Below are 21,324 nucleotides of genomic sequence, written 5' to 3'. Positions count from 1 at the left end.
CGTCGCCCTTCGCGTGTGCGTATCGGTCAGCCCATCGCCACGTGCGGGGTGGTCACCACGTCCGGTGGCCGATGGCCTTCAGGGTTTCGTCGTCCATGTAGTCCTCGATGTCCTGGTTGCCGATCGACAGGTTGACCGCCATGATCCCGACCTGGTCGGGGTCCAGCCGGAAGGCGCACCCGATTCTGTGCTCCAGGGGCACCGTCAGGACGCGGTGGCCCGGGTCGCGCATGGTGTCCCCGTCCGCGATCAGCACGACGTCCCCCCATTCGCGCAGCACCGCCATCACCTGTTCCGGCGTGGCGCCCTCGAACGCCCGGTCGTCCACCACGTCGATGTAGTCCCCGAAATCGTCGATGGGGCCGCCGCCTCCCGGTCGGTACACCGTGTCGAGGAGCGCTTCCCAGGCGGCGTCGTCGCTGAAGTCGGTGCGCACGATCAGGTCCACGTCGTCCTGGGTGAGCAGGGGCAGCGCCGGGACCGGGGGCGTGTAGCGCGGCAGGGGGTCCAGCCGCTCCAGGTAGGAGCCCACGGGGTCGGGCAGGCCGGACTCCCAATCATCGAGGTCCTCGCCCTCCTCGGGTTCCCATTCGGGGGCGATGGGCGACCAGTCGTAGAAGTAGTCGAAGGTGATGTCCAGGTCACGGGGCAGTACCAGGTAGGTCAGGGCCGCCTGGAGGGGCGTGATCCGGAACAGGTACACGCCTCCGTCGTCCTGTTCATCGTCACGGCGGAACGCGCGCAACGGGCGCAGGTCCGGGGTGGCGGCGGTCCGCTCGGTGGCCATCAGGACCAGGTCGGGGACCCACGTCCCGTCCCGGCGCAGCGCGTCGCGCACCTCCTCGGGGGTGGCGCCCCGCCACGCGGGGTCGTCGACCACCACCAGGCGCCGGGGGATGGTCCCCTCCTCCCGCACGGGGACCTGGGGATCGCCGCCCGGGCGCGGGGCGACCAGGCCGGGCAGTTCGCCCATGCGGTGGAGCACGTCGCGCCAGGCGTCGTCGTCGTGGTCGGTGCGGATCAGCAGCATGCCGGGCACTCGCGTGCCCTCGTCGGCCGGGGGCAGGGGCAGGGCGGGACGCATCAGGGGGTACCTCGCGGTGTGTGGCGGACAGGTCGTCCGTTTCTATCCGTTCCGGCCGACAAAAAGCGGCCGGGTCCCGCCCGCGTCACGGTGCCGGAGCGCCGCCGAACGGCCGTGGGGCCGGACCTGTGCGGTCCGGCCCCACGGCGCCGTGTCGGCGGTCGGCCGTCAGAGGGCCGCGGCCAGGCGCTCCTGGTGGAGCTGTTCGCCCCAGGACGGCTGGAGGGGCGGGATCTGGCCCACGCGCCAGCGGATGAGCATGTCGGCCAGCTCGGGGTTGCGGGGCAGGGCCGGGCCGTGCAGGTAGGTGCCCAGGACCTGGCCCTGGTAGGCGCCCTCCGTGTGGCCGTCGTTGCCGATCCCCTTCACCGTCTGCGACATCGGCAGGGCCGAGGACCCCAGTGCCGTGCGGCCCTGGTGGTTCTCGAAGCCCGTGATGCGCCCGACGCCGAGCGCCGGGTCGCAGTCGGCGACGATCTCGCCCACCGCCCGGGTCTCGCCGCGCCCGCTGCGGATGTCGAGGATGCCCACCCCGGGCAGCGGGTTGTCGGCGTCGTCGCCGTAGCTCTCGCCGATGATCTGGTAGCCGGCGCAGACCGCGAACACCGCCGCGCCGCGCTCGGCCGCGCGCTTGAGGCCGCCGTCGGCGCGCAGCCGTTCGGCCGCGAGGATCTGCGGGCGGTCCTCGCCGCCCCCGAGCAGGTAGATGTCCCCCTCGACCGGGACGGCGTCGCTGGAGTGGACGTGGACGATCTCGGTCCGGATCCCGCGCAGCTCGGCCCGCCGGCGCAGGATCAGCGCGTTGCCCTGGTCGCCGTAGGTGCTGAGCAGGTCGGGATAGATCCAGACGATGCGCAGGACGCTGCTGGTGTCGCTCATGTGTCCCCTCCTCCTACTGCACGCGGCCGTAGGCCGTGCGGATCTGCTGGAACGCCGTGTAGTTGGCGATGACGTCGACCTTCGTGATGTCGGGCTGCTCGCTCTTCAGCTGCGCGAGGACCTGGTCGACGCGGTCGGCGACCTCGAACGGCACTTCGTCGGTCTCCAGCCGCAGCGCGAGGTCGGTGCGGCGCTCGCCCATGATGAACACGCGCCGCCCGCGCAGCACGGTGTAGTCGACGTCCCACAGCCAGGAGGTGTCCTTGCCGTCGGGGATCTGGGCGTTGACCGAGAGGATCACCGGCACCCGCGGCGGGTCCAGGACCGCGAAGGACTCCAGCCAGCCGGCCGGGTTCTTGGCCAGGAGGAGTCGCACCTCGACCCCGTTGGTGACGACGGAGGTGTAGCGCCCCGCCACCGAGCGGATCTCGCGCAGCCGCGGCAGCGCCTGCTTGGGGTGGATCCCGTAGGCGGCGGCGGTGGCGAGGGCGATGGCGGCGTTGGCGCGGTTGGCGTCACCGGGCAGGTTGAGCTGGAGCGGCAGCCGCACGCCGTTGGGGTCGACGATGACGTCGCTGCGGTTGTCGACCGTCCAGGTGGCGTCGGGGCGGTGCATGCCGCACTCGGGGCACTCCCAGTGGGGGTCGGGCTCCCGCTTGAGGTGCCCGCCGCACTCCGGGCAGCACCAGGAGTCCTCCTTCCACCGCTGTCCCGCCGACACCCATGTGGCGTGCCGGGCGCCCAGGCCCGCCCACGTGACGAGAGGGTCGTCGGCGTTGGCGATGACGTGCGCCTCGCTCTGCCGGAGGGCGTCGCGCCACTTCTTCGCCAGCAGGTTGATCTCGGAGGCGCGGTCCATCTGGTCCCGGCTGAGGTTCATCAGCACGACGACGGCCGGGTTGGTGGCGCTCAGCACCTGCGGCAGGTACTTCTCGTCGACCTCCAGCACGCCGTTGCGGGCGTGCGGGTGGTTCGACAGCGCGGTGATGTGGCCGGTGGGCATGTTGGCGCCGTGCTCGTTGGTGGCGATCTCGCCGAGCTCGCGCAGCGCCGCCGCGATCAGCCGGGTGGTGGTGGTCTTGCCGTTGGTGGCGCTCACCAGCGCCAGCCGCCGGCCCCGGGACAGCTGGGCGAGCAGGTCCGGTTCGACCTTCAGCGCGATCCGGCCCCCGATCACGGAGCCGTCGCCGCGGCCGGTGGCCCGGGACAGGGTCGCCGCGCCTTTGCCCAGTACCGCGGCAAGCTGGGCGCGCAAGGGAAGTTCGCTCATGATCCCCAACTCGGTTGTTGCTGGACGTACCCGCTGGAGTGCGGTACGAGGCGCCTGGTGGAGCAGGCGGTGGCTCCTGCGCCGTCGACCGCGACGCGCCCCCGGGCCGTTCCCGCCGGAAACCGCCGCGGAAGGCCCGGACCGCGCCGGGCGGTCCCCCTCCGCGTCGGGATCGGCGGTGCATCCGCCCCGGAACGGGTCGCGGTCGCCCTCCTAGCCTATTGCCAGCGGCCCGTAAACGGGCACCTCGGCCGACCGTGCCCCTTTCACCGGACGGGGGGCGGCGGTGCGCTACGGCGCGTTCCGGTCGCGTTCCCGCACCCTTGGGGCGGACCGGCGCGCGGGCGGAACGGGGCTCCTCAGGCCGTGCGCCAGTCGAGGCGTTCCGGGGGCGGGCCCAGGTTGGGCGGTGGCTCTCCGTCGGCGCCGCCACCGTCGGCGGCGGCCGGCCCCGCGACGAGGCCCGTGGGGCGGCCCGCGGCGCGGGCCGCCTCCACGGTGCCCAGGGTGGTCGCCGGAAGCGTGAGGATGCCGGGGTTGGCGTCGGCGAGCACCGGGCCGTCGGCGCCCGGCAGCAGCAGCGCGGTCGGGGGCAGGGACCGCAGGCCGTGGGCGTCGACCCGCAGCGAGCGGAGCCGCCCGGCGGCATCCCGGTCGTCGATGCCCTCGGCCTGGGCGGTGGCGCGCCCCCAGGCCGACGCCGCCCGGACGTGGCGCACGAGGTCCAGCGGCGCGACCGATGTGGCCGCGTTGCGCATGGCGACCGGCGCGGTGACCCCCACGGCGGGGTCCTCCACGTAGCTGTCGGCGACGGCGGTGCTCAGCGCCTCGCCGATGACCTCGGTGAGCGGGTGCAGCCCGACCGTCCCGCCCGCGGGCACGACCGCGTCGGCGGCGCGCACCGCGGCGTCGGAGTCGGGCTGGCGCATGAGCACGGGCAGGCTGCCCTCGGCGCCGCTGTGCCGCTCCCACGCCCCGCCCGGTTCGCCGAAGATCAGGACGAGCCCGGTTCCCGTGCCGCGGGCCGCGCGGGACAGGCGGTCGACCTCGTCGGGGGGCAGCGCGTCGGCGCCGCAGACGACGATCGTGTGCGCCCAGGAGGCCGGGGCGGCGGGTACCGCCCCGCCGTAGCGGGCCGCGCGCAGCTCCAGGAGCTCGCTCAGCGACGCCACGGTGTAGGTGCCGAAGGAGCGCGCGGCGGCGTCGCCCGAGGCGCGGTCGGTCGCGATGACCTTGACCTGGGCGTAGGGCTCCTCCGCCGCGCGGGTTCCGACCCCCTCGAACGGGGCGAGGCGGTGTTCGAGCTCCCATGCCTGTTCCACGACGGCGCGGTCGTCCCCGCAACGGGCGCGGACCTCCGCGCGCTGGGCGCCGGTGAGGAGCCGCAGAGCGGGGTCGCCGGCGGGCTCGGAGCCGTCATCGGGCGCGGCGAGGGCGCGCAGGCCGCCGATGAGCGTGGTGACGTTCACGTCCGGGCCGAGCACGTCGAACAGCCGCAGCAGCAGGTCGCGGTCTGCCTCGGGGTCGCCGGAGCCGCGGGCGGCGCGGGCGACGGAGGCGAGGATGCGCGCCCGCTGCGCCGCGGGGAGGTTGGTGCCGAGGTTCATCCGCGGCAGGTCGGCGGGCAGCACCCAGATCCGGGGCGCCACACCGGACCGCTTGACCAGCGACGCCAGGTCGCCGGCGACCGCCCGGCCGGACAGGTCGACCACGGTGAGGTCGCCGCCGCCGCGCAGGCGGGACGCGCCGATCGTGGTCAGCAGGGCCGACCACCCGGCGTCGGTGCCGCCGGCCACGGCGACGACGGAGGTGCCGGCCGGCACCGCGACCGCGTACCAGCGGGGCTGCGCCTCGAAGGCGCGCTTGTCGTCGTGCCAGGCGTTGTAGAGGGCGGCGTGCTCCTCCTGCCGTTCCCGCAGCTCCTGTTCGCGGACGCGGCGCGCGGCGTCGACGCGCTCGCGTTCCCGCAGGGCCCGTTCGCGGCCGACCCGGCGTCCCTGGAGCAGCGCCACCGATACGGGGACGGCCACGAGCACGCAGGACAGGACCCCGCCGAGGGCCACGACCCCCGGCAGCACGCGCAGGGGCCACAGCAGGACGCACAGCACGGCGAGGGCGCACAGGGCCCCCAGCGCGATCAGCAGGGGGCGGTTGGTGCGCGCCTCGGTCTCGCGCTGGACGAGCATCCACTCCTCGCTGACCGGTTCGGGGTCGGCGGGGGCGGGCCGCCGGGGCGGCGGCCCCGGCTCGGGGACGAGGATCTCGTGCCGCCACCCCAGATAGGTCGGGCCGCCGTGCACTCCAGCCGGGGAGTCGCCCACCGTGCTGCACCTCCCACCCGGCGCATGGGGGAGCCGGGTCCGCGTCCGCTCGGTACGAGCGAATCGTGCCAGGAGGTCGCGCGCTTGTCACGGAGTTGGCCGAACTCGCGGTCATTCCGCCGCATTCGTGTGCATTCGCACGGTGATCGCGTGTTTTCGCCGGTCATCCGCCGGGGTCAGAGGTTGAGCAGCACGATGCCGGAGGCCACGGCGGCGGCCGCGGCGACGCGCACCCGGCCGAAGCCCTCCTTGAAGAACAGCGCGCCGATGGCGGCGGCGAAGACGACGCTGGTCTCGCGCAGCGCGGCGACGCTCGCGAGCGTGCCGATGGTCTGCGCCCACAGCACCAGCCCGTAGGCGGTCATGGACACCAGCCCGCCGATCGACCCTATCCACCACACCGGGCGCAGCTGGGCGGCGAGCCGGCCGCGCCGCAGCACGGCCGCGGCGATCATGAAGAACGGCCCTTCGAGGACCATCAGCCAGGCGATGTAGCCCAGCGGGTTGCCCGAGGCGCGCACCCCGTACCCGTCCACGATGGTGTAGGAGGCGATGAGCAGCCCGGTGACGACGGCGGCGGCCAGCGCCGGCGCCTGGGCCCGCCCGGGACGCCCCGAGGCGAACACGAGGGCGGTCAGCCCGGCCGAGACCACGAGCACCCCGGCCAGGTGGACGGGCGACAGCTCCTCGTCCAGCAGCAGGGCGGCCCCCAGTGCCACCACCCAGGGCGAGGTACCGCGGGCCAGCGGGTACACCTGGCCGAAGTCCCCCGTCCGGTAGGAGAGCATCAGGAAGCCCATGTAGGCCACGTGCAGGGCGGCCGAGACGAGGAGCGCCGGCCACGCCGCGGGCGCCACGGGGCCGGCGAACACGGCCAGGACGGCTCCGCCGACCGCCCCCGACGCGCCGATGAGCGCGAACCCGATCAGCCGGTCGGTGATGGCGTGGGCGATGGCGTTCCACACGGCGTGCAGCAGTGCGGACGCGAGAACGGCGCCGACGACGAGGGCGTGCATGAGGGGTGGCCTCCTTGCCGCGGACCCCCCGAAGATACTCCTGCGCCCCCTGCGGGCCCCGCCCGCCCCGGGCTTCCCGCTCCTCCGCCGGCGGTGGCGCGGACGGGCCGCGTGACCGTGGGGGCGGTCGCCGGGCGGGCCGCGTGACCGTTTCGGCCGGTCGCACGGGCACCGCGGAATCGCGCCGCGGGGCTTTGCCGCGTCGGCCCCTCCTCCGTTCGGACTCGCTCAGGCCGTTCCGCGGCGCCCGGACGGCGCTCGGCGCCGGAGGCACGGGGACGTGTCCCGTGCCTCCGGCGCCGAGGGTGGGCGGTCGGGGGTCAGGCGTCGACCTGGAGGTCGATCACCTTCCCGGTCTCGGCCGTGACCGTGTACTCCGCGGTGAAGCCCTTCGAGGCCAGCACGCGGACCTTCCAGTCGCCGTCGGCGGCGAAGAACCGGAAGGTCCCTTCGCCGCCCGTGGCGACCTCGCCGACGAAGTCGTCGGCGGTGTTCAGCAGGCGCGCGTACGCGCCGCTGAGCGGGGCGCCGTCGCGCCGCACCACGCCCTGGATGACCGCCTGGTCGCCCGCGTCGACATCGGCGAGGGCGACGCCCCCGACGGGCGCTCCGCAGCTATCGGTGCTCACTTGGCCTCCCCCAGTTCCACCGGGACGCCGACCAGCGAACCGTACTCGGTCCACGAGCCGTCGTAGTTCTTCACGTTGGACAGGCCCAGCAGCTCGTGCAGGGCAAACCAGCTGTGCGAGGAGCGCTCGCCGATGCGGCAGTAGGCGATGATGTCCTTGCCCAGGTCGATGCCCGCCTCGGTGTAGAGCTCGCGCAGCTCCTCGTCGCTCTTGAAGGTGCCGTCCTCGTTGGCGGTCTTGGCCCACGGGATGTTGCGCGCGGTCGGGATGTGGCCCGGGCGCTGCGAGGTCTCCTGCGGCAGGTGCGCGGGGGCCAGCAGCTTGCCGACGAACTCGTCGGGCGAGCGCACGTCGACCAGGTCCTTGGTGCCGATCGCGGCGACGACCTCGTCGCGGAACGCGCGGATCGAGGTGTCCTGTTCCTTGGCGGTGTAATCGGTGGCGGCGCGCTCGGGCACCGCCTCGACCAGCTCGCGGGAGTCGAGCTCCCACTTCTTGCGGCCGCCGTCGAGCAGCTTGACGCCCTGGTGGCCGTAGAGCTTGAAGTACCAGTACGCGTAGGCCGCGAACCAGTTGTTGTTCCCGCCGTAGAGCACAACGGTGTCGTCGTTGGAGATGCCGCGCTCGGAGAGGAGCTTCTCGAAGCCGGTCTTGTCGACGAAGTCGCGGCGGACCGGGTCCTGGAGGTCCTTCTTCCAGTCGATCTTGACGGCGTTGCGGATGTGGCCCTTGTCGTAGGCCGAGGTGTCCTCGTCGACCTCGACGAGGACGACGTTGTCGTCGTCGAGGTGGGCCTCCACCCATTCGGCGTCCACCAGGACGTCGGAGCGGCTCATGGGGAACCTCCATTGATCGTTGTGCAGTAGGCGGTGTCGGAATGTCGGCGGGCCGGTGCCGGGTTCCGGGGCGCGGTGCCTCCTAGGAGGCTCTACCCAGCTGAACCCGGCGGACCAGCAGATACATCTCGCAGCCCAGGCAGAAGCCGAAGGCGGCGTTGAGGAAGGCGGCGAACAGGGCGAGGGCGGTGGCCGCCAGCGCGAGCCAGGGCAGCGCGAGGGCGTAGCCCGCCAGCCCCGCGACAGCGAAGGCCAGGCCGACCCCCTGCGCGAAGCGGGGCGGCGCGGCGTCCTCGGTCTCGGCCGGAGCCCCGATCCGCGGCCGGACCAGCGCCGAGAACACGAGGGCGTAGGGCGAGTAGCGGACGCCGGCGGCGACCGCGATCGCGAACACCAGCGCCTGCGCGGCCAGCGGCCAGGGGCTCTGGGCGGTCAGGGAGAGGGCGAGTACGACGGTGGTGAGGGCTGCGGCGAATCGCTGCCCCCGCGGGTCGACCTGCATATGTGGCTTCCCAGATGGGTGAGCGAGAGGGGGTCGAGTGGCGGCACGGCGGTGCGGCCTGATCCGGGACGGGCGCGGAGTGCGCCTCGGGGCTCCGCTCTAGCGGGCAGCGCGACAGAGCGCGGTGGCGACGTGGCAGAAGTCGACCGCGCGACGCTTGGTCAGGAACGCGCCCGTCGGAGAAGTCACGCTAGTGATCGTACGGGGCGGGAGCGCGGATGTCACGGGTGGGTCCCCTCACAGGCACCGGCGGACCACACAGGGTGGCGGGCGGGGGACCTCCCCCGGGGGTCAGGCGGGCGGGGCGTCCCGGTCCACGGCGGCCCCCAGAGCCGCGATCACGTCGGCCTTGCGCGGCTGCCCCGAGGCCCGGCGGACCACGCGCCCGCCGGCGTCGAGGACGAGCACGGTGGGCGTGCGCAGGATGTCCAGCCGCCGGACCAGGTCGAGCCGCGATTCGGCGTCGATCTCCGTGTGGGCGACGCCGTCGACCATCGCCCCGACCTCGGCCAGCACCCTGCGGGTGGCGCGGCAGGGCTGGCAGAAGGCCGTCGAGAACTGGACCAGGGTGGCGCGCTCGCCGAGCGCGGCACCGATGTCCTCGGCGGTCAGGACCGCGTCCCGCGCCGTGTCCGCCTCGTGCGCACCGCTCCCGTTCTCCGCCGCGCCGCTGCCGCCGGCCGGGCCCCCCGCCGCGTGCGGGCGCGCGTCCCGGGCCGCCGCGGGCGTCCGGAAGCGCCCGTTGCCGCGGCGCCACACCAGCCCGGCGCACAGGGCCGCCAGCAGGGTGGTGAGGGCGACCGCCGCCCCCGTGAACTGCCCCGGCTCCACGCGGCTACGCCTGCGGGTCGCCGCCGACCAGCGGGACCTCGGTGCCCTCGGCCGAGACCTCCACCCCGTTGGGCAGCGCCTCGATGCCGGTCACCTGGAGCCCGAACGGCAGCTGCGGGACGGGGAAGGCGAGCGTCAGCCGCTCCTGGGCGACGGCGGCGATGTCGAACGGCGATTCGTCGATCTGGATGTCGGTGGGGCTCATCGTGATCGTGTCGTCGGAGATCGCGACCTCCAGCTCGGCGGAGACCGGCACGCTGTAGCCGCCTTCGGCGAAGTCGCCGGTCATGCGCGGGCTGCCGTCCTCGTTCTCGATGACGATGCCCTCGGGGAGCCGCCGCTGGAGCTCGCTGTAGGGCAGCATCACCTTGGCCTCGGCGCTGCCGGCGACGACGCTGGGCTCGGTCAGCAGGTCGCCGAGCGGCGCCCGCACATCCTGGGCCGTGACGTCGACCCGCTCCAGCTGGATGTCGTCGACCGTGATCGCTCCGGTGACGATGTGGATCTCGGAGTACTCCCCGCCGATGGCCTGGGTGAGGAAGGGGAAGCCGCCGATGGTGACTTCGGGCTCCGAAGCCATCTCGTACTGCTGACCGACGCGGGTGGCGATCTCGCTCTGCGCGGCATAGTGCAGGCCGCGGTCGGCGACGGCGACCATGATCAGCAGAAATACCAGAAATACGAGGAACTTACGCATCGGGGTTCCAGCACGCTCCCGTTGTTTCCGGGGCTCGGCCCGTCTCCGACGCGGGGTTCGGGGGCCGCACCACGACGGCGCCCACCGGCGCCGAACTCAATGGTCTAAGGAAGGGTACTTCACGCGTTTCCCTCCTCCGCTCTCCGGGGCGGATTCTCAGCCAACTCTGACCGCGCGCTCAGGAAACGCGTGTTCGCACAGCTCAGCGGGGCATCAGCATTCCGGGGAGGTTGTCGGCCGCCGCGGCGCCCGAAAGCGCCAATTCGATCACGTTCGTGGCGACGACGCAGCCGGCGCTGCGCCGGACGAAGTCGGCGACGTGCGGCTGCTGCTCGTGCTCCTCGTGCGCCAACTCGTCGCGGTAGATCGCGTAGACGATGCGCTGCTGCGGCGCGCTGGGCACCGTGTGGCAGGCGAAGAGCAGGGTGTCGGGCTCGCGCCGGGACACCTGGTCGACGACGTCGTCGGCGTAGTCGTCGAACATGTCGCCGCGGCCGTCGACCAGCGTATAGATCGTGATGATCCCGCGCAGCCGCGACGCCACCCGGGGCGCGGGCGCAGCGGGCTCGTCGTCGTAGTCGTAGCCGTCATCGTCGTAGTCGTCGTAGTCGTCGGCCTTGCGGCGCCTGCCCCACACGTCGTCCTCCGCCTCGGAATCGTCATCGCGGCCGGCGGTGCCGTCACCCGAACGGCGCCGACCGCCCCGCCGCCTGCCGGATCGCTCCTGGGGCGGGTTCTGGGAGCGCGTGAACGCCCCCCACAGGCTGCCCACCGCGCCGAGCAGCATCACTTGGCCGAACGGCCCCAGGCCGAAGCGGCCGACCACGATCTCCAGCAGGATCGCGAGCCCGATCAGGCCGACCACCGAGAGCCGGTGGCCGAGCGCCCGGGGGCGGTCGCGCAGCGACAGCCAGGACGCGATCGCGCCGCCCAGCACCGCCACGACCGCGAAGACGTGCACGAGCAGCAGCGCACCGCGGGGGATGATGTCGTAGTGGTCGGCCATGGGCGGGTATCCGCCGTCGAACTGGCCGCGCAGCCGGTCCATGCTGAGGACCACCAGCGGCACGATGGTCAGCGTGGTCACGACCAGGCGGGCACCGAAGCGCGTGCGCGGCGACTCCACCGCGTACTCGACCACGCCCCAGGCCAGCAGCAGCGGGCCGAGCAGGCCCACGCCGATCTGGAACACGCGGAACGTCAGGCCGGAGAAGTCCAGCAGCGCCCCGGGGAAGGCGGCGCTCAACGCGATCGCCATGGACACCGCGGAGGCCACCCAGGCCGCCGTGTGCAGGCGGGGGCTCCGGTAACTACGCGCGATCAGCGCGGCGGCGGCGCTCCAGGCCACCAACGCGCAGACGAATGCCAGTCCTACCTCGACCATCCCGCTAATCATGGTGCACGTTGGACACTTGACGTGAACTCGGGCCGGGATTCATCCACCCGAAATGACCTTTTACCGGCACGTTGGGCGGAATCCGGTGATTGAGTTGTGAGTTACCTCACGAGTCATCGTCCCGCCTCCGCCAGGACGCATAGGCGACCACCGGCGGGCCGTAGGCTCGAATCATGCCGCGCCATCTCCGACGAGACGACAACGGCCGCGCCGCCCTCGCCCGGGATGCCGACACCGCCGCTGCCGACGACGAGCGCGGGATCGACGGGCCTCCGGCCGCCCGCGCCGAGGGCACCGACACGCCCGCACAGGCCCCCGCGCCCGCCGTATCCGCCGCGCCCGCGGCGCCGATCGCGTTCTTCGATGTCGACAACACGCTGATGCGCGGCGCGTCGATCTACCACTTCGCCCGCGGCCTGGCCGCCCGCGACCTCTTCACGACCCGCGACCTCCTGCGGTTCGCCTGGGGCCAGATGGTGTTCCGCGTCAGCGGGCAGGAGCGCCCCGAGCACATCAACGCCGCCCGCGAGGCGGCGCTCGCGTTCGTGGCCGGGCACGACGTCAAGGACCTCGTGTCGCTGTGCGAGGACATCTACGACGACACCATGGCCGACCGCATCTGGGAGGGCGCGCACCGGCTGATCCGCCGCCACCTCGACGCCGGACAGCGCGTGTGGCTCGTGACGGCGACCCCGTTCGAGCTCGCCGACATCATCAAGCGGCGGCTGGGCCTCGACGGCGCACTGGGCACGGTCGCCGAGACCGTCGACGGCACCTACACCGGCCGGCTCGTCGGCGACCTGCTGCACGGCCCGGCCAAGGCCACCGCGATCCGGGCCCTGGCCCGCGCCGAAGGGCTCGACCTGTCCACCTGCACGGCCTACAGCGACTCCAGCAACGACCTGCCGCTGCTCTCGGTGGTGGGCCACCCCAACGCCGTCAACCCCGACGACTCGCTGCTGGAGTACGCCAAGAAGCACGGGTGGCCGGTGCACGAGTTCCGCCGGCACCGCACGACACTGCGCGTGGGGGTGCCCGCCGCGGTCGCGGGCGCGGTGGCGGGCGGCGTGGCGGTGGGCATGATGCGGCGCCGCAGGCCCTTCTAGCGCCTACCGGCGCCGTAGAGCGCACAGCAGGCCGATGTGGACGCCGGATACCGCGGTGCGGCGGGAAACGCGGGAGGCGGGCGGTCAGCGCCCCAGGGCCGCGTGCATCCGCGGCGCCTGGTGGCCGTCCCGGCGCCCGCGCACGGGGCCGCCCGGTGTTCCGCCGGCCAGGAACGACTCGAACGCCTCCTGGGAGCTGTAGGCGGGCGTCCAGCCGAGGGCGCGTTCGAGCTTGGTGGCGTCGAGGACCCGGTCGTTGCACAGCACGCGCAGCTGATCCGGGGAGTAGCCGAGCCGGGTCCGGCGGGCCAGGCCCCCGAACACCTTGAGCCCGCGCTCGGGCACCGCGAGCCCGTGCCCGCGCACCCGGCGCAGGCACTGCGACAGCGGCAGCGACCCGGGGGCCGCGACGTTGAAGACGCCGTCGCGGTCGCCCAGCGCCATGAGGCGGACGGCCTCGGCGCCGTCGTCCTCGTGGAGGAACTGCATCCGGGGGTCGTAGCCGCGCACCATGGGAACGAACCGCAGCCCGAGGTACCGGGTCAGCGGGGTCTCCGTCGCCGGGCCGATGACGTTGGCGAAGCGCAGCACCGCGACCGACATGTCGGGCCGGCGCCGGGCCAGCCCGCGGGTGTGCAGCTCGATCTCCGCCGCGTCCTGGGCATAGGCCGAGCGCGGCAGCCGCCGCGCCTCCAGGTCCTCGGTGGAGGGCCCGGGGTCGCGGCGCGAGAAGCCGTAGACGGCCGCGCTGGAGCGCACGACCAGCCGGCGGACGGTGTGGGACCGCTGGCAGGCCGAGAGCAGCTGCATGGCCCCCAGGACGTTGTTCTCCCGCATCGCCGCCCGGCCGCGGGCGCCCCCGAGGGCCGCTGTGAGGCCCAGGTGCAGGACGGTGTCGGCCCCGGATTCCCGCACCACCCGGCTCACGCCGTCGTCGTGCAGTCCCGTGAGCGCGAACTCCGCCCGGCCCAGCGGGTGGCGGGGCGGGGCGGGGTCGACACCGATCACCCGGTCGACCCCGGGCTCGCGCGCAAGCGCCTCCGCCACCTGGGCACCCAGGTAGCGGGAGGCACCGGTGACCAGCACGACACGGCCCATGACGACACGCCTCCACGAAGGACGGGGGTTCGCGATGAAGGGGGGTGTCTCCGCGTCGGCCTCGGCCGCGCAGCGGGGGCGTCCGCGGAGCGACGAACCAGCCTACTTCTTGTTGCGACGCGCGATGCGAGTCCTCTTGAGCAGCTTGCGGTGCTTCTTCTTCGCCATGCGCTTGCGGCGCTTCTTGATGACGGAACCCATGGGATCACCTCTCGCAAACGACAAAAGAGACACGACGGTAGTACCCGTGCGAACGGCACGGGGTGCCATCGGTAAGAATGCGGCGGCGCGTCGCCCAGAGGGACATGGCGCGCGTGGCGCGCCATAGACCAACGCCGCACCCGACGCACCAGCCTACCCTCTCCGCCAAGATGTCCAGGCACCGCGGCGGCGCCGGCGGGCGCCGGGCGCCCGCCGGAGGGTACGCGGCCTCAGGCGCCGGGAACCGTGCGCCCCGGCTTGTACAGCCCCGCGGCCGGCTCGCTGTAGGCGACGCCGACGAGCCGGTGCTCCTCAAAGGTCAGCGATGTGACGCTGGCCAGGTTGCACTGGCGGCGGTCGGGCCGGTGCCAGAGCCGCTTGCGCTCCGCCGCCCGGCGGGCCATCCAGATCGGCAGCTGGTGGCTGACGCAGACGGCCTCGCGCCCCCACGCCTCCTTGCGGACGAGCTTGACGACGTCGACCATGCGCTCGACGATCTCGGTGTAGGGCTCGCCCCACGACGGCAGGAACGGGTTGTACAGCCGCCGCATCACCTGGACGTCGGTCAGGGACCGGCTCGACAGCGCCCTGCCCTGGAAGCCGTTGGCCGCCTCGATCAGGCGGTCGTCGAGCCGGATGGCCAGCCCGAACTCATCGGCCACCGGCGCCGCGGTCTCCTTGGCGCGCTCCAGCGGCGAGGAGTACAGGGCGGCGATGTCGCGCCCGGCGAACCAGGCGGCGGCGCGTTCGGCCATGCGGACGCCGTTCTCGCTCAGGTGGAACTCCGGCAGCCGCCCGTAGAGGATGCCCTCGGGGTTGTGCACTTCGCCGTGCCTGAGCAGGTGGACGACGGTGGTCGTGGTCATGTCGGGCGGCCGTTCCTTGTCAGTGGTGGTCGTGCGATGGCGCGGCCCCGCACCCGCCCCCACCTGCGGGGGCTCGGCACGAGGGGCGCCGGCGGGCGGCGTCGGATCCAACCTACCGATCTCCGCCCGCCTCGGCCGCGGCGCGTGCCGCTCTGGGCAGGGCCGACACCACGCGGTCAACGGCGGTGTCGTCGTGGGCGGCCGAGAAGAACCACGCCTCGAACGCCGCCGGCGGCAGGTAGACGCCCTGGTCCAGCATGGCGTGGAAGAACGCGGCGAAGGCGCCGGTGTCCTGGGCGCGCGCGCCGTCGAAGTCGGTGACGTCGGCGTCGGTGAAGAACACGGTGAACAGGTTGCCGCCGTGCTGGATGCGGTGGGGCACCCCGGCGGCGCTGAGGGCGGCGCCGACCTCGGCGGACACCCGGGCGGCCACGCGGTCGACGTGGGCGTAGACCTCGGGGGTGGCGTTGCGCAGCGTGGCCAGTCCCGCCGCGGTGGCCAGCGGGTTCCCCGAAAGCGTGCCCGCCTGGTACACCGGGCCCTCGGGGGCGAGCTGGTCCATGAGGTCGGCACGGCCGCCGAAGGCCGCGGCGGGCAGCCCGCCGCCCATGACCTTGCCGAAGGTCGTGAGGTCGGGCGCGACGCCCTCCAGGCCGTACCAGCCGGAGGGGCCGACCCGGAAGCCGGTGAGGACCTCGTCGAGCACCAGCAGCGCGCCGTGGGCGGCGGTGATCTCCCTGAGGCGGGCGTTGAAGCCGTCGCGGGGCGGGACGACGCCCATGTTCGCCGGGCACGCCTCGGCGATGACGCAGGCGATGTCGCCGCCCGACTCCGCGAACGCGCGCTCCACGGCCTCGATGTCGTTGTAGGGCAGCACGATCGTGTCGGCCGCACTGGCACCCGTGACGCCCGGGGTGTCGGGCAGGGCGAAGGTCGCCACGCCGGAGCCCGCGGCGGCCAGGAGGGCGTCGACGTGGCCGTGGTAGTTCCCGGCGAACTTGACCACCTTGCTGCGCCCGGTGGCGCCGCGCGCGAGCCGGATGGCCGACATGGTGGCCTCGGTCCCGGAGTTGACCAGGCGGACCTTCTCGGCCGCAGTGCGCGCCACGATCTCCTCGGCGAGTTCGACCTCGCCCGGGGTCGGGGCGCCGTAGGAGGTGCCGCGGCCGGCCGCCTCGCGCAGTGCGCCGACCACGGCGGGGTGCGCGTGGCCCAGGATCAGCGGCCCCCAGGAGCAGATGAGGTCGACATAGGTCCGGCCGTCGGCGTCGGTCAGGTACGGGCCCTCGCCCGCCACCATGAAGGGCGGGGTCCCGCCGACGGCGCCGAAGGCGCGAACGGGGGAGTTCACCCCGCCGGGGACGACGGCGCTCGCGCGTTCGAACAGCTCAACGGAGGTCTTCTGTGTACTCACCCATCCAGTGTGGCACCGCCCGCGGAGCGGCGAGCCGACGAGCGAGCGGAGGCGGCGCCGCCCCCGGCCGAAGGCCCCACGCGGCGCCGTTGAAGCCGAGCGAGGAGGCGAGCGCGACCAGGCAACACCGACGGCGAGCCGACGAGCGAGCGGAGGCGGCGCCGCCCCCGGCCGAAGGCCCCACGCGGGGCCGTTGAAGCCGAGCGAGGAGGCGAGCGCGACCAGAGAACGCGCTCTCCGGTGACCCGCCCGGACCGCGCCGGATGCCGGGGATCTCGTAGGTTGGGGGCCACCGCCCGCACGATCCGCTGAGGAGCACGATGACCGAGGTCTACGCCACCGCCGACCTGATCGACGCGCACGGAGACGCGCTCGCCAGCTGCGAGACGCAGTTCCGCCAGTTCGGCGCGCGCCGGGCGTTCCACGGGCCGATCGCGACGATCCGGTGCCACGAGGACAACGCCCTGGTGCGCGAGCAGCTCAACCAGCCCGGAGAGGGCTGGGTGCTGGTCGTCGACGGCGGCGGTTCGCTGCGCACCGCCCTGATGGGGGACATGATCGCCCGCGCCGCCACCGAGAACGGCTGGGCCGGGGTGATCATCCACGGAGCGGTCCGCGACGTCGCCGAGCTGGCCTCGATCGACATCGGCATCAAGGCCCTCGGCTCCAACCCCCGCAAGTCCGCGAAGACCGGAGCGGGCGTCCTCGACACCACCGTCGCCTTCGGCAACGCGGTCTTCAGCCCGGAAGCCTGGCTCTACAGCGACGACGACGGCATCCTCATCAGCGACGAGCAGCTGCCGCTGCCGTAGCCCGGCGCTGTGGCTAGTGCACCCACACGATCCGGACTATGGAGATCACGTTCAGGCCCTCCGGGGCCAAATACATGAAAAAACCCCGGCCTCCGAAGATGTTCAACGTCCGCAGGCCGCCCCCGTGCGCGGGCCCGCGTCCGGCGGCGGCCGCGTCAGGGCCGAGGATGGTGAGCTGTTCGGCGAGCCGTTCGACTTCGGCGACCACCTCGGCGGGCAGCCCCTTCGTGACATACAGGGCATCGGGGTTGTAGTGCCACGCCCACGCGTCACTCACGCGGCGACGACCTCGCGCTGCGCCCATTCCAGAATCTGCTGGATCTCCGCGATCACGGGGTCGAGGGTCTCCCGGTCGGACGCGGCGTCGGCCGCGGCCTCGAGCTCACGCAGACGCGCCGCGCGGTCCGGGCGACGCTGGATCGCGACGACCTCCCCCCAGTACTGGAGGAACGCGCGAAGGGGAGCCGTGGTGCTCTGGGCGGCCGCCTGTTCCACCGCTTGGTCGAGATGCTCGCCGAACGACGGCAGCCGGGCCGGGGCGATCTGGGCGATGGCCGTGCGCAGCGCCGCGGGCGTGAGGGCCGGCATGGAGATCAACGGTGCGTCGGACGGGAAGTGCTGCTCGGTCATCACCCTGCTCCTGGACGATCGACGCGAAGGCCGATCCGCGTGTGCTGCGCTACATGGTCTGAGGTCCCAGGTTATGCGGTGGAGCCCCGGATGGGCACGAGGTCCGGGATAATTCGGCGCCGGTCTCACCCGTTCGGCTGGGGCGTGAACTCCTCGCAGGCGTCGGAGAGGATGTCGAGGACGGGGATGGGGTCGGGGAGGTCGGCGTGGGGTTCGCCGGGGTGGGGGGCGCGGATCCAGGCGACGCTGTTGCCCGACGGGAGGGGGGACGGCGGGGCCAGGACGTAGCTGTCGCGGCAGTGCCAGCGCAGGCCCGGGGTGTCGGTGATGGTCTCGGGGACGCAGTCGAGGTGGCAGGACCACCACTCGTCCTCGTCGGCCGGTGAACGGGTGGCCACATAGAACAGGTAGCGCTGGGCGTCGACCGCGGCGACCGGGCCGGCGTGCACCCCGGCGCGGCCCATGCGGGCCAGCGCCATGACCCCGGCTCCGGCCGGGACGTCGAAGACGTCGAAGACCCGGCCCGTCGGCAGGATCACGTTGGCGTCGGGGGTGGCCGCCCACCAGCGCCGGATGGTGCCGGGATCGGTGGTGGCCTCCAGGCCCCACGCCGCCGACATCGGATGCGCGCCGGGGTCGGGACAGCCCATGCGGTCGCAGCCGCACGCGCGCCCGCCGCCCGTGGCGGGCGCCGCGCCGCGGCACACCGGCCAGCCCATGGCCGCGTACTCCAGGGCGGCCGCCACCATGCTGACCACCGGCTGCCGGCGCCGCCGCCGGTAGACCACCTCTGCCATCGATGCTCCGTTCCCGTCTCGGATCCCGTGTCCCGTCACGCTCCCAGGACCCGATCCGGCCGGGAAGCGGTTCTTCCCGTCAGCGGAGCATGCGCGCCGCTTCCGTGGCCCAATAGGTCAGGATCTGGCCCGCCCCGGCCCGCCGGAACGCGGTGAGCGTCTCCAGGATGGCGCGCTCGCGGTCGACCCAGCCGCGCTCGGCGGCGGCCTCGACCATCGCGTACTCGCCGCTGACCTGGTAGGCCGATACCGGCACCCGGACCTGCTCGGCGACCTTGGCCACGACGTCCAGGTAGGCCAGGCCCGGTTTCACCATCACCATGTCGGCGCCCTCGGCGATGTCCAGCTCGACCTCGCGCAGGGACTCCCGAACGTTGGCGGGGTCCTGCTGGTAGCCCGTACGGTCGCCGAACCGGGGCGCGCCCTCGGCCGCCTCGCGGAACGGGCCGTAGAACGCCGAGGCGTACTTGACGGCGTAGGCGAGGATCGCGACATCGGTGTAGCCGGCCCGGTCCAGCGCGGCGCGGATCGCCCCGACCTGGCCGTCCATCATGCCGCTGGGCCCCACGACCTGCACGCCCGCGGCGGCCTGCGCCACGGCGATCGCGGCGTAGCGCTCCAGGGTGGCGTCGTTGTCGACCTCGCCGGTGGGGGTGAGCAGCCCGCAGTGCCCGTGGGAGGTGTACTCGTCCAGGCACAGGTCGGCCATGAGCACGATGTCGTCGCCGAGGTCCGTGGTCAGGTCGCGCAGCGCCTGCTGCACGATGCCGCCCGGGTCGTCGGCGGCCGATCCGCGCTCGTCCTTGAACTCGGGGATACCGAACAGCATCAGCCCGCCGACCCCGGCCTCGGCGGCCTCCTTCGCCGCCGCGCGCAGGCTGTCGCGGGTGTGCTGGACGACGCCCGGCATCGAGCTCACCGGGTTCGGTTCGCCGATGCCCTCCTTGACGAACATCGGCAGGATGAGGTCCTCAGGGCGCACCCGGGTCTCGGCGACCAGCCGGCGCAGCGCCGGCGTGCGGCGCAGCCGGCGGGGACGTACCACGGGAAAACGGGCACTCATGAGTGGGTCGGACCCCCTGGGTCTGCGGAGCGTCCGGGCCGCCGTGCGGCGGGGCGGCCGGACGCGGGACGGATGAATGGTCGAACAGGGCCGGTGGCGCGGGCGGTCAGACGGTCTTGCGCCGCCTGCCGCGCCGCTTCTGGCTGGGCTTGAGAACGGGCTTCCCGGCCGCGACGGCCTCGGCCCGCTGAGCCGCACCGTACTCCGAAAGCGCCTCCGCGAGGGCGGAAACCGAGGTTTTGGGGGCGACCACATCGACGCGCAGGCCGAATTCCGCCGCCGTCTTGGCGGTCTCGGGGCCGATCACGGCGATCACCGTGGTGTTGTGCGGCTTGCCCGCGATCCCCACGAGGTTGCGCACGGTGGAGGAGGACGTGAACAGCACCGCGTCGAACCCGCCGCCCTTGATCGCCTCGCGGATGGGCGCGGGCGGCGGCGCGGCGCGCACGGTGCGGTAGGCGGTGACGTCGTCGACCTCCCAGCCGAGGTCGGCGAGCCCCGCCGCGAGCGCCTCGGTGGCGATGTCGGCGCGCGGCAGCAGCACCCGCTCGATCGGGTCCAGCTCGGCGTCGTAGGGCGGCCACACCTCGACCAGCCCCGTGCCCGACTGGCGGTCGGCCGGCGGCAGGAGGTCGGGCTGGATGCCGAACTCGCGCAGGGAGGCGGCGGTCTGCTCGCCCACGGCGGCGACCTTCACCCCCGCGAACGCGCGGGCGTCCAGGCCGTACTCCTCGAACCGCTCGCGGATGGCCTTGACCGCGTTCACCGAGGTGAACGCCACCCACTGGTAGCGCCCCGTGACCAGGCCGCGCACCGCGCGCTCCATCTGCTGCGGGGTGCGGGGCGGCTCCACCGAGATGGTGGGGACCTCCTCGGGGACCGCCCCGTAGCCGCGCAGCTGCTCGGACAGGTGGGCCGCCTGCTCCTTGGTGCGCGGGACCAGGACGCGCCAGCCGAACAGCGGGCGCCCCTCGAACCACGACAGGTCCTTCTGCCCGCCGACGCCCGGCCCCATGACGAACATGGCGGGCGCGACGATGTTGTTGCCCTTGGCGTCGGCCGCCTTCAGGTCGGCGGTGAGCCGCGACAGGGAGGACAGCACGGTGCTCTGGTCGGTGGTGCTGCCCATGCGGGTGACGGCGACCGGGGTCGTACCCGGCCGGCCGGCGGCGATGAGCGACTTGCACAGGCGGTCGTAGCCCAGGCCCGGCCGGGCGCCGTCGTCGTCCGCGTCGATGTCGGGGAAGAGCACGACCAGCGTCGCGTCGCCGTCGGCCAGGCGGCCCCAGTCGAGGTCGGGCTGGTGGCCGTCGACCACGCGCACCTCGCCGGTGCCCTTGGGCATCAGCGGGATGCCGGCGAAGGCCGGGACCGCGGTCACGGAGGACAGCCCCGGCACGATCTCGAACTCCACCCCCGCGCGCAGGCAGGCCGCGGCCAGATCCGCGCCGCGACAGCCGAACAGCGGATCTCCGCTGTAGAGCCGCACCACGCGGCGCCCCTCGCGGGCGTGGCCGATGGCGAACGCGTCGATCTCGCCGCCGCATTCGGCGGGCTCGACCACCTGGACGTCGTCGCGGCAATGGGCGAGCAGCTCCCGGCGGTACCGGGCGAGTTCGGGGCCGGGCTCGCGGACGAGGACGACGACGTCGGCCCGCTCCAGCAGGGCGGCGCCACGCAGGGTCAGCAGTTCCGGGGCGCCGGGCCCGGCCCCGACCAGGCCGACGTGCCCGGCCGCGGGCGCGGCCTGCGCCGCCGGCCCGGACTCCTGGGTCTCACTCTGCGGATTCACTGTGCGCTCGCTCCTTGGTTCCTCTGCTCCGGCGTCCCCGTCCCTGTCCGATCATGGCGGGACGCCGCTCCCCCCGCCCGGCCG

General features: G+C 73.6%; 22 protein-coding genes. 2 read left to right on the top strand and 20 right to left on the bottom strand.

Annotated elements, in window-relative coordinates; all coding sequences use genetic code 11:
• Nucleotides 1–52: 52 nt before the first annotated feature.
• The 11 genes from ACFO4E_RS12620 to ACFO4E_RS12570 form a co-directional block, all read right to left on the bottom strand.
• A complete protein-coding gene (locus ACFO4E_RS12620; protein WP_378574111.1) occupies nt 53–1,084 on the bottom strand; it encodes a DUF6924 domain-containing protein in 1,032 nt (343 codons plus the stop codon).
• A 168-nt stretch (nt 1,085–1,252) separates the two neighbouring features.
• A complete protein-coding gene (locus tag ACFO4E_RS12615; RefSeq protein WP_378574109.1) occupies nt 1,253–1,963 on the bottom strand; it encodes a type 1 glutamine amidotransferase in 711 nt (236 codons plus the stop codon).
• 13 nt (nt 1,964–1,976) lie between these two features.
• Nucleotides 1,977–3,233 (bottom strand): MurT ligase domain-containing protein, encoded by a 1,257-nt coding sequence (locus ACFO4E_RS12610; protein WP_378574107.1) that lies wholly within the window; start codon nt 3,231–3,233, stop codon nt 1,977–1,979.
• A gap of 359 nt (nt 3,234–3,592) precedes the next feature.
• Nucleotides 3,593–5,554: a hypothetical protein gene (locus tag ACFO4E_RS12605; RefSeq protein WP_378574105.1), complete on the bottom strand. Its 1,962-nt coding sequence runs from the start codon at nt 5,552–5,554 to the stop codon at nt 3,593–3,595.
• Between the two features lie 176 nt (nt 5,555–5,730).
• On the bottom strand, nt 5,731–6,570 hold the full coding sequence (locus ACFO4E_RS12600) for an EamA family transporter (protein ID WP_378574103.1): 840 nt from the start codon (nt 6,568–6,570) through the stop codon (nt 5,731–5,733).
• 320 nt (nt 6,571–6,890) lie between these two features.
• A complete protein-coding gene (locus ACFO4E_RS12595) occupies nt 6,891–7,199 on the bottom strand; it encodes a DUF1416 domain-containing protein (protein WP_378574101.1) in 309 nt (102 codons plus the stop codon).
• Nucleotides 7,196–8,035, bottom strand: coding sequence for a sulfurtransferase (locus ACFO4E_RS12590; protein WP_378574099.1), 840 nt, complete (start codon nt 8,033–8,035; stop codon nt 7,196–7,198). The genes ACFO4E_RS12595 and ACFO4E_RS12590 overlap by 4 nt, the downstream gene beginning before the upstream one ends.
• Before the next feature lie 82 nt (nt 8,036–8,117).
• Nucleotides 8,118–8,537, bottom strand: coding sequence for a DUF4395 domain-containing protein (locus ACFO4E_RS12585; protein WP_378574097.1), 420 nt, complete (start codon nt 8,535–8,537; stop codon nt 8,118–8,120).
• A 291-nt stretch (nt 8,538–8,828) separates the two neighbouring features.
• Entirely contained in the window at nt 8,829–9,368 is a 540-nt protein-coding gene (locus ACFO4E_RS12580) for a thioredoxin family protein (RefSeq protein WP_378574095.1), read from the bottom strand.
• 4 nt (nt 9,369–9,372) lie between these two features.
• Nucleotides 9,373–10,065, bottom strand: a complete 693-nt coding sequence (locus ACFO4E_RS12575; protein ID WP_378574093.1) for an LmeA family phospholipid-binding protein — start codon at nt 10,063–10,065, stop codon at nt 9,373–9,375.
• Between the two features lie 202 nt (nt 10,066–10,267).
• The gene (locus ACFO4E_RS12570) at nt 10,268–11,449 is read right to left on the bottom strand and encodes a putative quinol monooxygenase (RefSeq protein ID WP_378574091.1); all 1,182 of its coding nucleotides are present in this window, start codon (nt 11,447–11,449) and stop codon (nt 10,268–10,270) included.
• A 392-nt stretch (nt 11,450–11,841) separates the two neighbouring features.
• Here ACFO4E_RS12570 and ACFO4E_RS12565 point away from each other — a divergent pair, with 392 nt between their 5' ends.
• Nucleotides 11,842–12,567 (top strand): HAD family hydrolase, encoded by a 726-nt coding sequence (locus tag ACFO4E_RS12565; protein WP_378574315.1) that lies wholly within the window; start codon nt 11,842–11,844, stop codon nt 12,565–12,567.
• Nucleotides 12,568–12,651: 84 nt separating this feature from the next.
• On the opposite strand, the gene ACFO4E_RS12560 is transcribed toward ACFO4E_RS12565, so the two are convergent.
• The 4 genes from ACFO4E_RS12560 to hemL form a co-directional block, all read right to left on the bottom strand.
• Nucleotides 12,652–13,665 (bottom strand): NAD-dependent epimerase/dehydratase family protein, encoded by a 1,014-nt coding sequence (locus tag ACFO4E_RS12560; RefSeq protein ID WP_378574089.1) that lies wholly within the window; start codon nt 13,663–13,665, stop codon nt 12,652–12,654.
• Nucleotides 13,666–13,767: 102 nt separating this feature from the next.
• Nucleotides 13,768–13,866, bottom strand: coding sequence for a 30S ribosomal protein bS22 (locus ACFO4E_RS12555; protein ID WP_017621272.1), 99 nt, complete (start codon nt 13,864–13,866; stop codon nt 13,768–13,770).
• A 230-nt stretch (nt 13,867–14,096) separates the two neighbouring features.
• Nucleotides 14,097–14,732 (bottom strand): histidine phosphatase family protein, encoded by a 636-nt coding sequence (locus ACFO4E_RS12550; RefSeq protein WP_378574087.1) that lies wholly within the window; start codon nt 14,730–14,732, stop codon nt 14,097–14,099.
• Nucleotides 14,733–14,844: 112 nt separating this feature from the next.
• Nucleotides 14,845–16,146 carry a glutamate-1-semialdehyde 2,1-aminomutase gene (gene hemL / locus ACFO4E_RS12545; RefSeq protein ID WP_378574085.1) on the bottom strand — a complete coding sequence of 434 codons (1,302 nt, stop codon included), beginning with the start codon at nt 16,144–16,146 and terminating at the stop codon, nt 14,845–14,847.
• 320 nt (nt 16,147–16,466) lie between these two features.
• Here hemL and rraA point away from each other — a divergent pair, with 320 nt between their 5' ends.
• Nucleotides 16,467–16,958 (top strand): ribonuclease E activity regulator RraA, encoded by a 492-nt coding sequence (gene rraA, locus ACFO4E_RS12540; protein WP_378574083.1) that lies wholly within the window; start codon nt 16,467–16,469, stop codon nt 16,956–16,958.
• 13 nt (nt 16,959–16,971) lie between these two features.
• Here the strand turns inward: rraA and ACFO4E_RS12535 are convergent, their stop codons facing one another.
• From ACFO4E_RS12535 to ACFO4E_RS12515, 5 genes are all read right to left on the bottom strand, one after another.
• Nucleotides 16,972–17,235 carry a hypothetical protein gene (locus ACFO4E_RS12535; RefSeq protein WP_378574082.1) on the bottom strand — a complete coding sequence of 88 codons (264 nt, stop codon included), beginning with the start codon at nt 17,233–17,235 and terminating at the stop codon, nt 16,972–16,974.
• Nucleotides 17,232–17,588 (bottom strand): hypothetical protein, encoded by a 357-nt coding sequence (locus ACFO4E_RS12530; protein WP_378574080.1) that lies wholly within the window; start codon nt 17,586–17,588, stop codon nt 17,232–17,234. Before ACFO4E_RS12530 ends, ACFO4E_RS12535 begins: the two co-directional genes overlap by 4 nt.
• Nucleotides 17,589–17,713: 125 nt before the next feature.
• A complete protein-coding gene (locus ACFO4E_RS12525; protein ID WP_378574079.1) occupies nt 17,714–18,385 on the bottom strand; it encodes a bifunctional DNA primase/polymerase in 672 nt (223 codons plus the stop codon).
• Between the two features lie 79 nt (nt 18,386–18,464).
• Complete coding sequence (gene hemB, locus ACFO4E_RS12520; RefSeq protein WP_378574078.1) at nt 18,465–19,448, bottom strand: porphobilinogen synthase; 984 nt, start codon at nt 19,446–19,448, stop codon at nt 18,465–18,467.
• A gap of 106 nt (nt 19,449–19,554) precedes the next feature.
• The gene (locus ACFO4E_RS12515; RefSeq protein ID WP_378574077.1) at nt 19,555–21,240 is read right to left on the bottom strand and encodes a bifunctional uroporphyrinogen-III C-methyltransferase/uroporphyrinogen-III synthase; all 1,686 of its coding nucleotides are present in this window, start codon (nt 21,238–21,240) and stop codon (nt 19,555–19,557) included.
• Nucleotides 21,241–21,324: the final 84 nt, after the last annotated feature.

The sequence above is a fragment of the Nocardiopsis mangrovi genome, from assembly GCF_042653925.1.
GTDB lineage: Bacteria > Actinomycetota > Actinomycetes > Streptosporangiales > Streptosporangiaceae > Nocardiopsis_B > Nocardiopsis_B mangrovi.
This window is presented reverse-complemented; position numbering and strand designations above follow the sequence as displayed.

Bases quoted from the DNA above. Each gene is read 5' to 3' on its own strand.
- ACFO4E_RS12575 (WP_378574093.1), bottom strand. From the start codon at position 10,065: ATGCGTAAGTTCCTCGTATTTCTGGTATTTCTGCTGATCATGGTCGCC.
- ACFO4E_RS12560 (WP_378574089.1), bottom strand. From the start codon at position 13,665: ATGGGCCGTGTCGTGCTGGTCACCGGTGCCTCCCGCTACCTGGGTGCC.
- ACFO4E_RS12555 (WP_017621272.1), bottom strand. From the start codon at position 13,866: ATGGGTTCCGTCATCAAGAAGCGCCGCAAGCGCATGGCGAAGAAGAAG.
- ACFO4E_RS12550 (WP_378574087.1), bottom strand. From the start codon at position 14,732: ATGACCACGACCACCGTCGTCCACCTGCTCAGGCACGGCGAAGTGCAC.
- ACFO4E_RS12615 (WP_378574109.1), bottom strand. From the start codon at position 1,963: ATGAGCGACACCAGCAGCGTCCTGCGCATCGTCTGGATCTATCCCGAC.
- ACFO4E_RS12565 (WP_378574315.1), top strand. From the start codon at position 11,842: ATGCGCGGCGCGTCGATCTACCACTTCGCCCGCGGCCTGGCCGCCCGC.
- ACFO4E_RS12570 (WP_378574091.1), bottom strand. From the start codon at position 11,449: ATGGTCGAGGTAGGACTGGCATTCGTCTGCGCGTTGGTGGCCTGGAGC.
- ACFO4E_RS12610 (WP_378574107.1), bottom strand. From the start codon at position 3,233: ATGAGCGAACTTCCCTTGCGCGCCCAGCTTGCCGCGGTACTGGGCAAA.
- ACFO4E_RS12590 (WP_378574099.1), bottom strand. From the start codon at position 8,035: ATGAGCCGCTCCGACGTCCTGGTGGACGCCGAATGGGTGGAGGCCCAC.
- rraA (WP_378574083.1), top strand. From the start codon at position 16,467: ATGACCGAGGTCTACGCCACCGCCGACCTGATCGACGCGCACGGAGAC.
- hemB (WP_378574078.1), bottom strand. From the start codon at position 19,448: ATGAGTGCCCGTTTTCCCGTGGTACGTCCCCGCCGGCTGCGCCGCACG.
- ACFO4E_RS12585 (WP_378574097.1), bottom strand. From the start codon at position 8,537: ATGCAGGTCGACCCGCGGGGGCAGCGATTCGCCGCAGCCCTCACCACC.
- ACFO4E_RS12600 (WP_378574103.1), bottom strand. From the start codon at position 6,570: ATGCACGCCCTCGTCGTCGGCGCCGTTCTCGCGTCCGCACTGCTGCAC.
- ACFO4E_RS12530 (WP_378574080.1), bottom strand. From the start codon at position 17,588: ATGACCGAGCAGCACTTCCCGTCCGACGCACCGTTGATCTCCATGCCG.
- ACFO4E_RS12525 (WP_378574079.1), bottom strand. From the start codon at position 18,385: ATGGCAGAGGTGGTCTACCGGCGGCGGCGCCGGCAGCCGGTGGTCAGC.
- ACFO4E_RS12620 (WP_378574111.1), bottom strand. From the start codon at position 1,084: ATGCGTCCCGCCCTGCCCCTGCCCCCGGCCGACGAGGGCACGCGAGTG.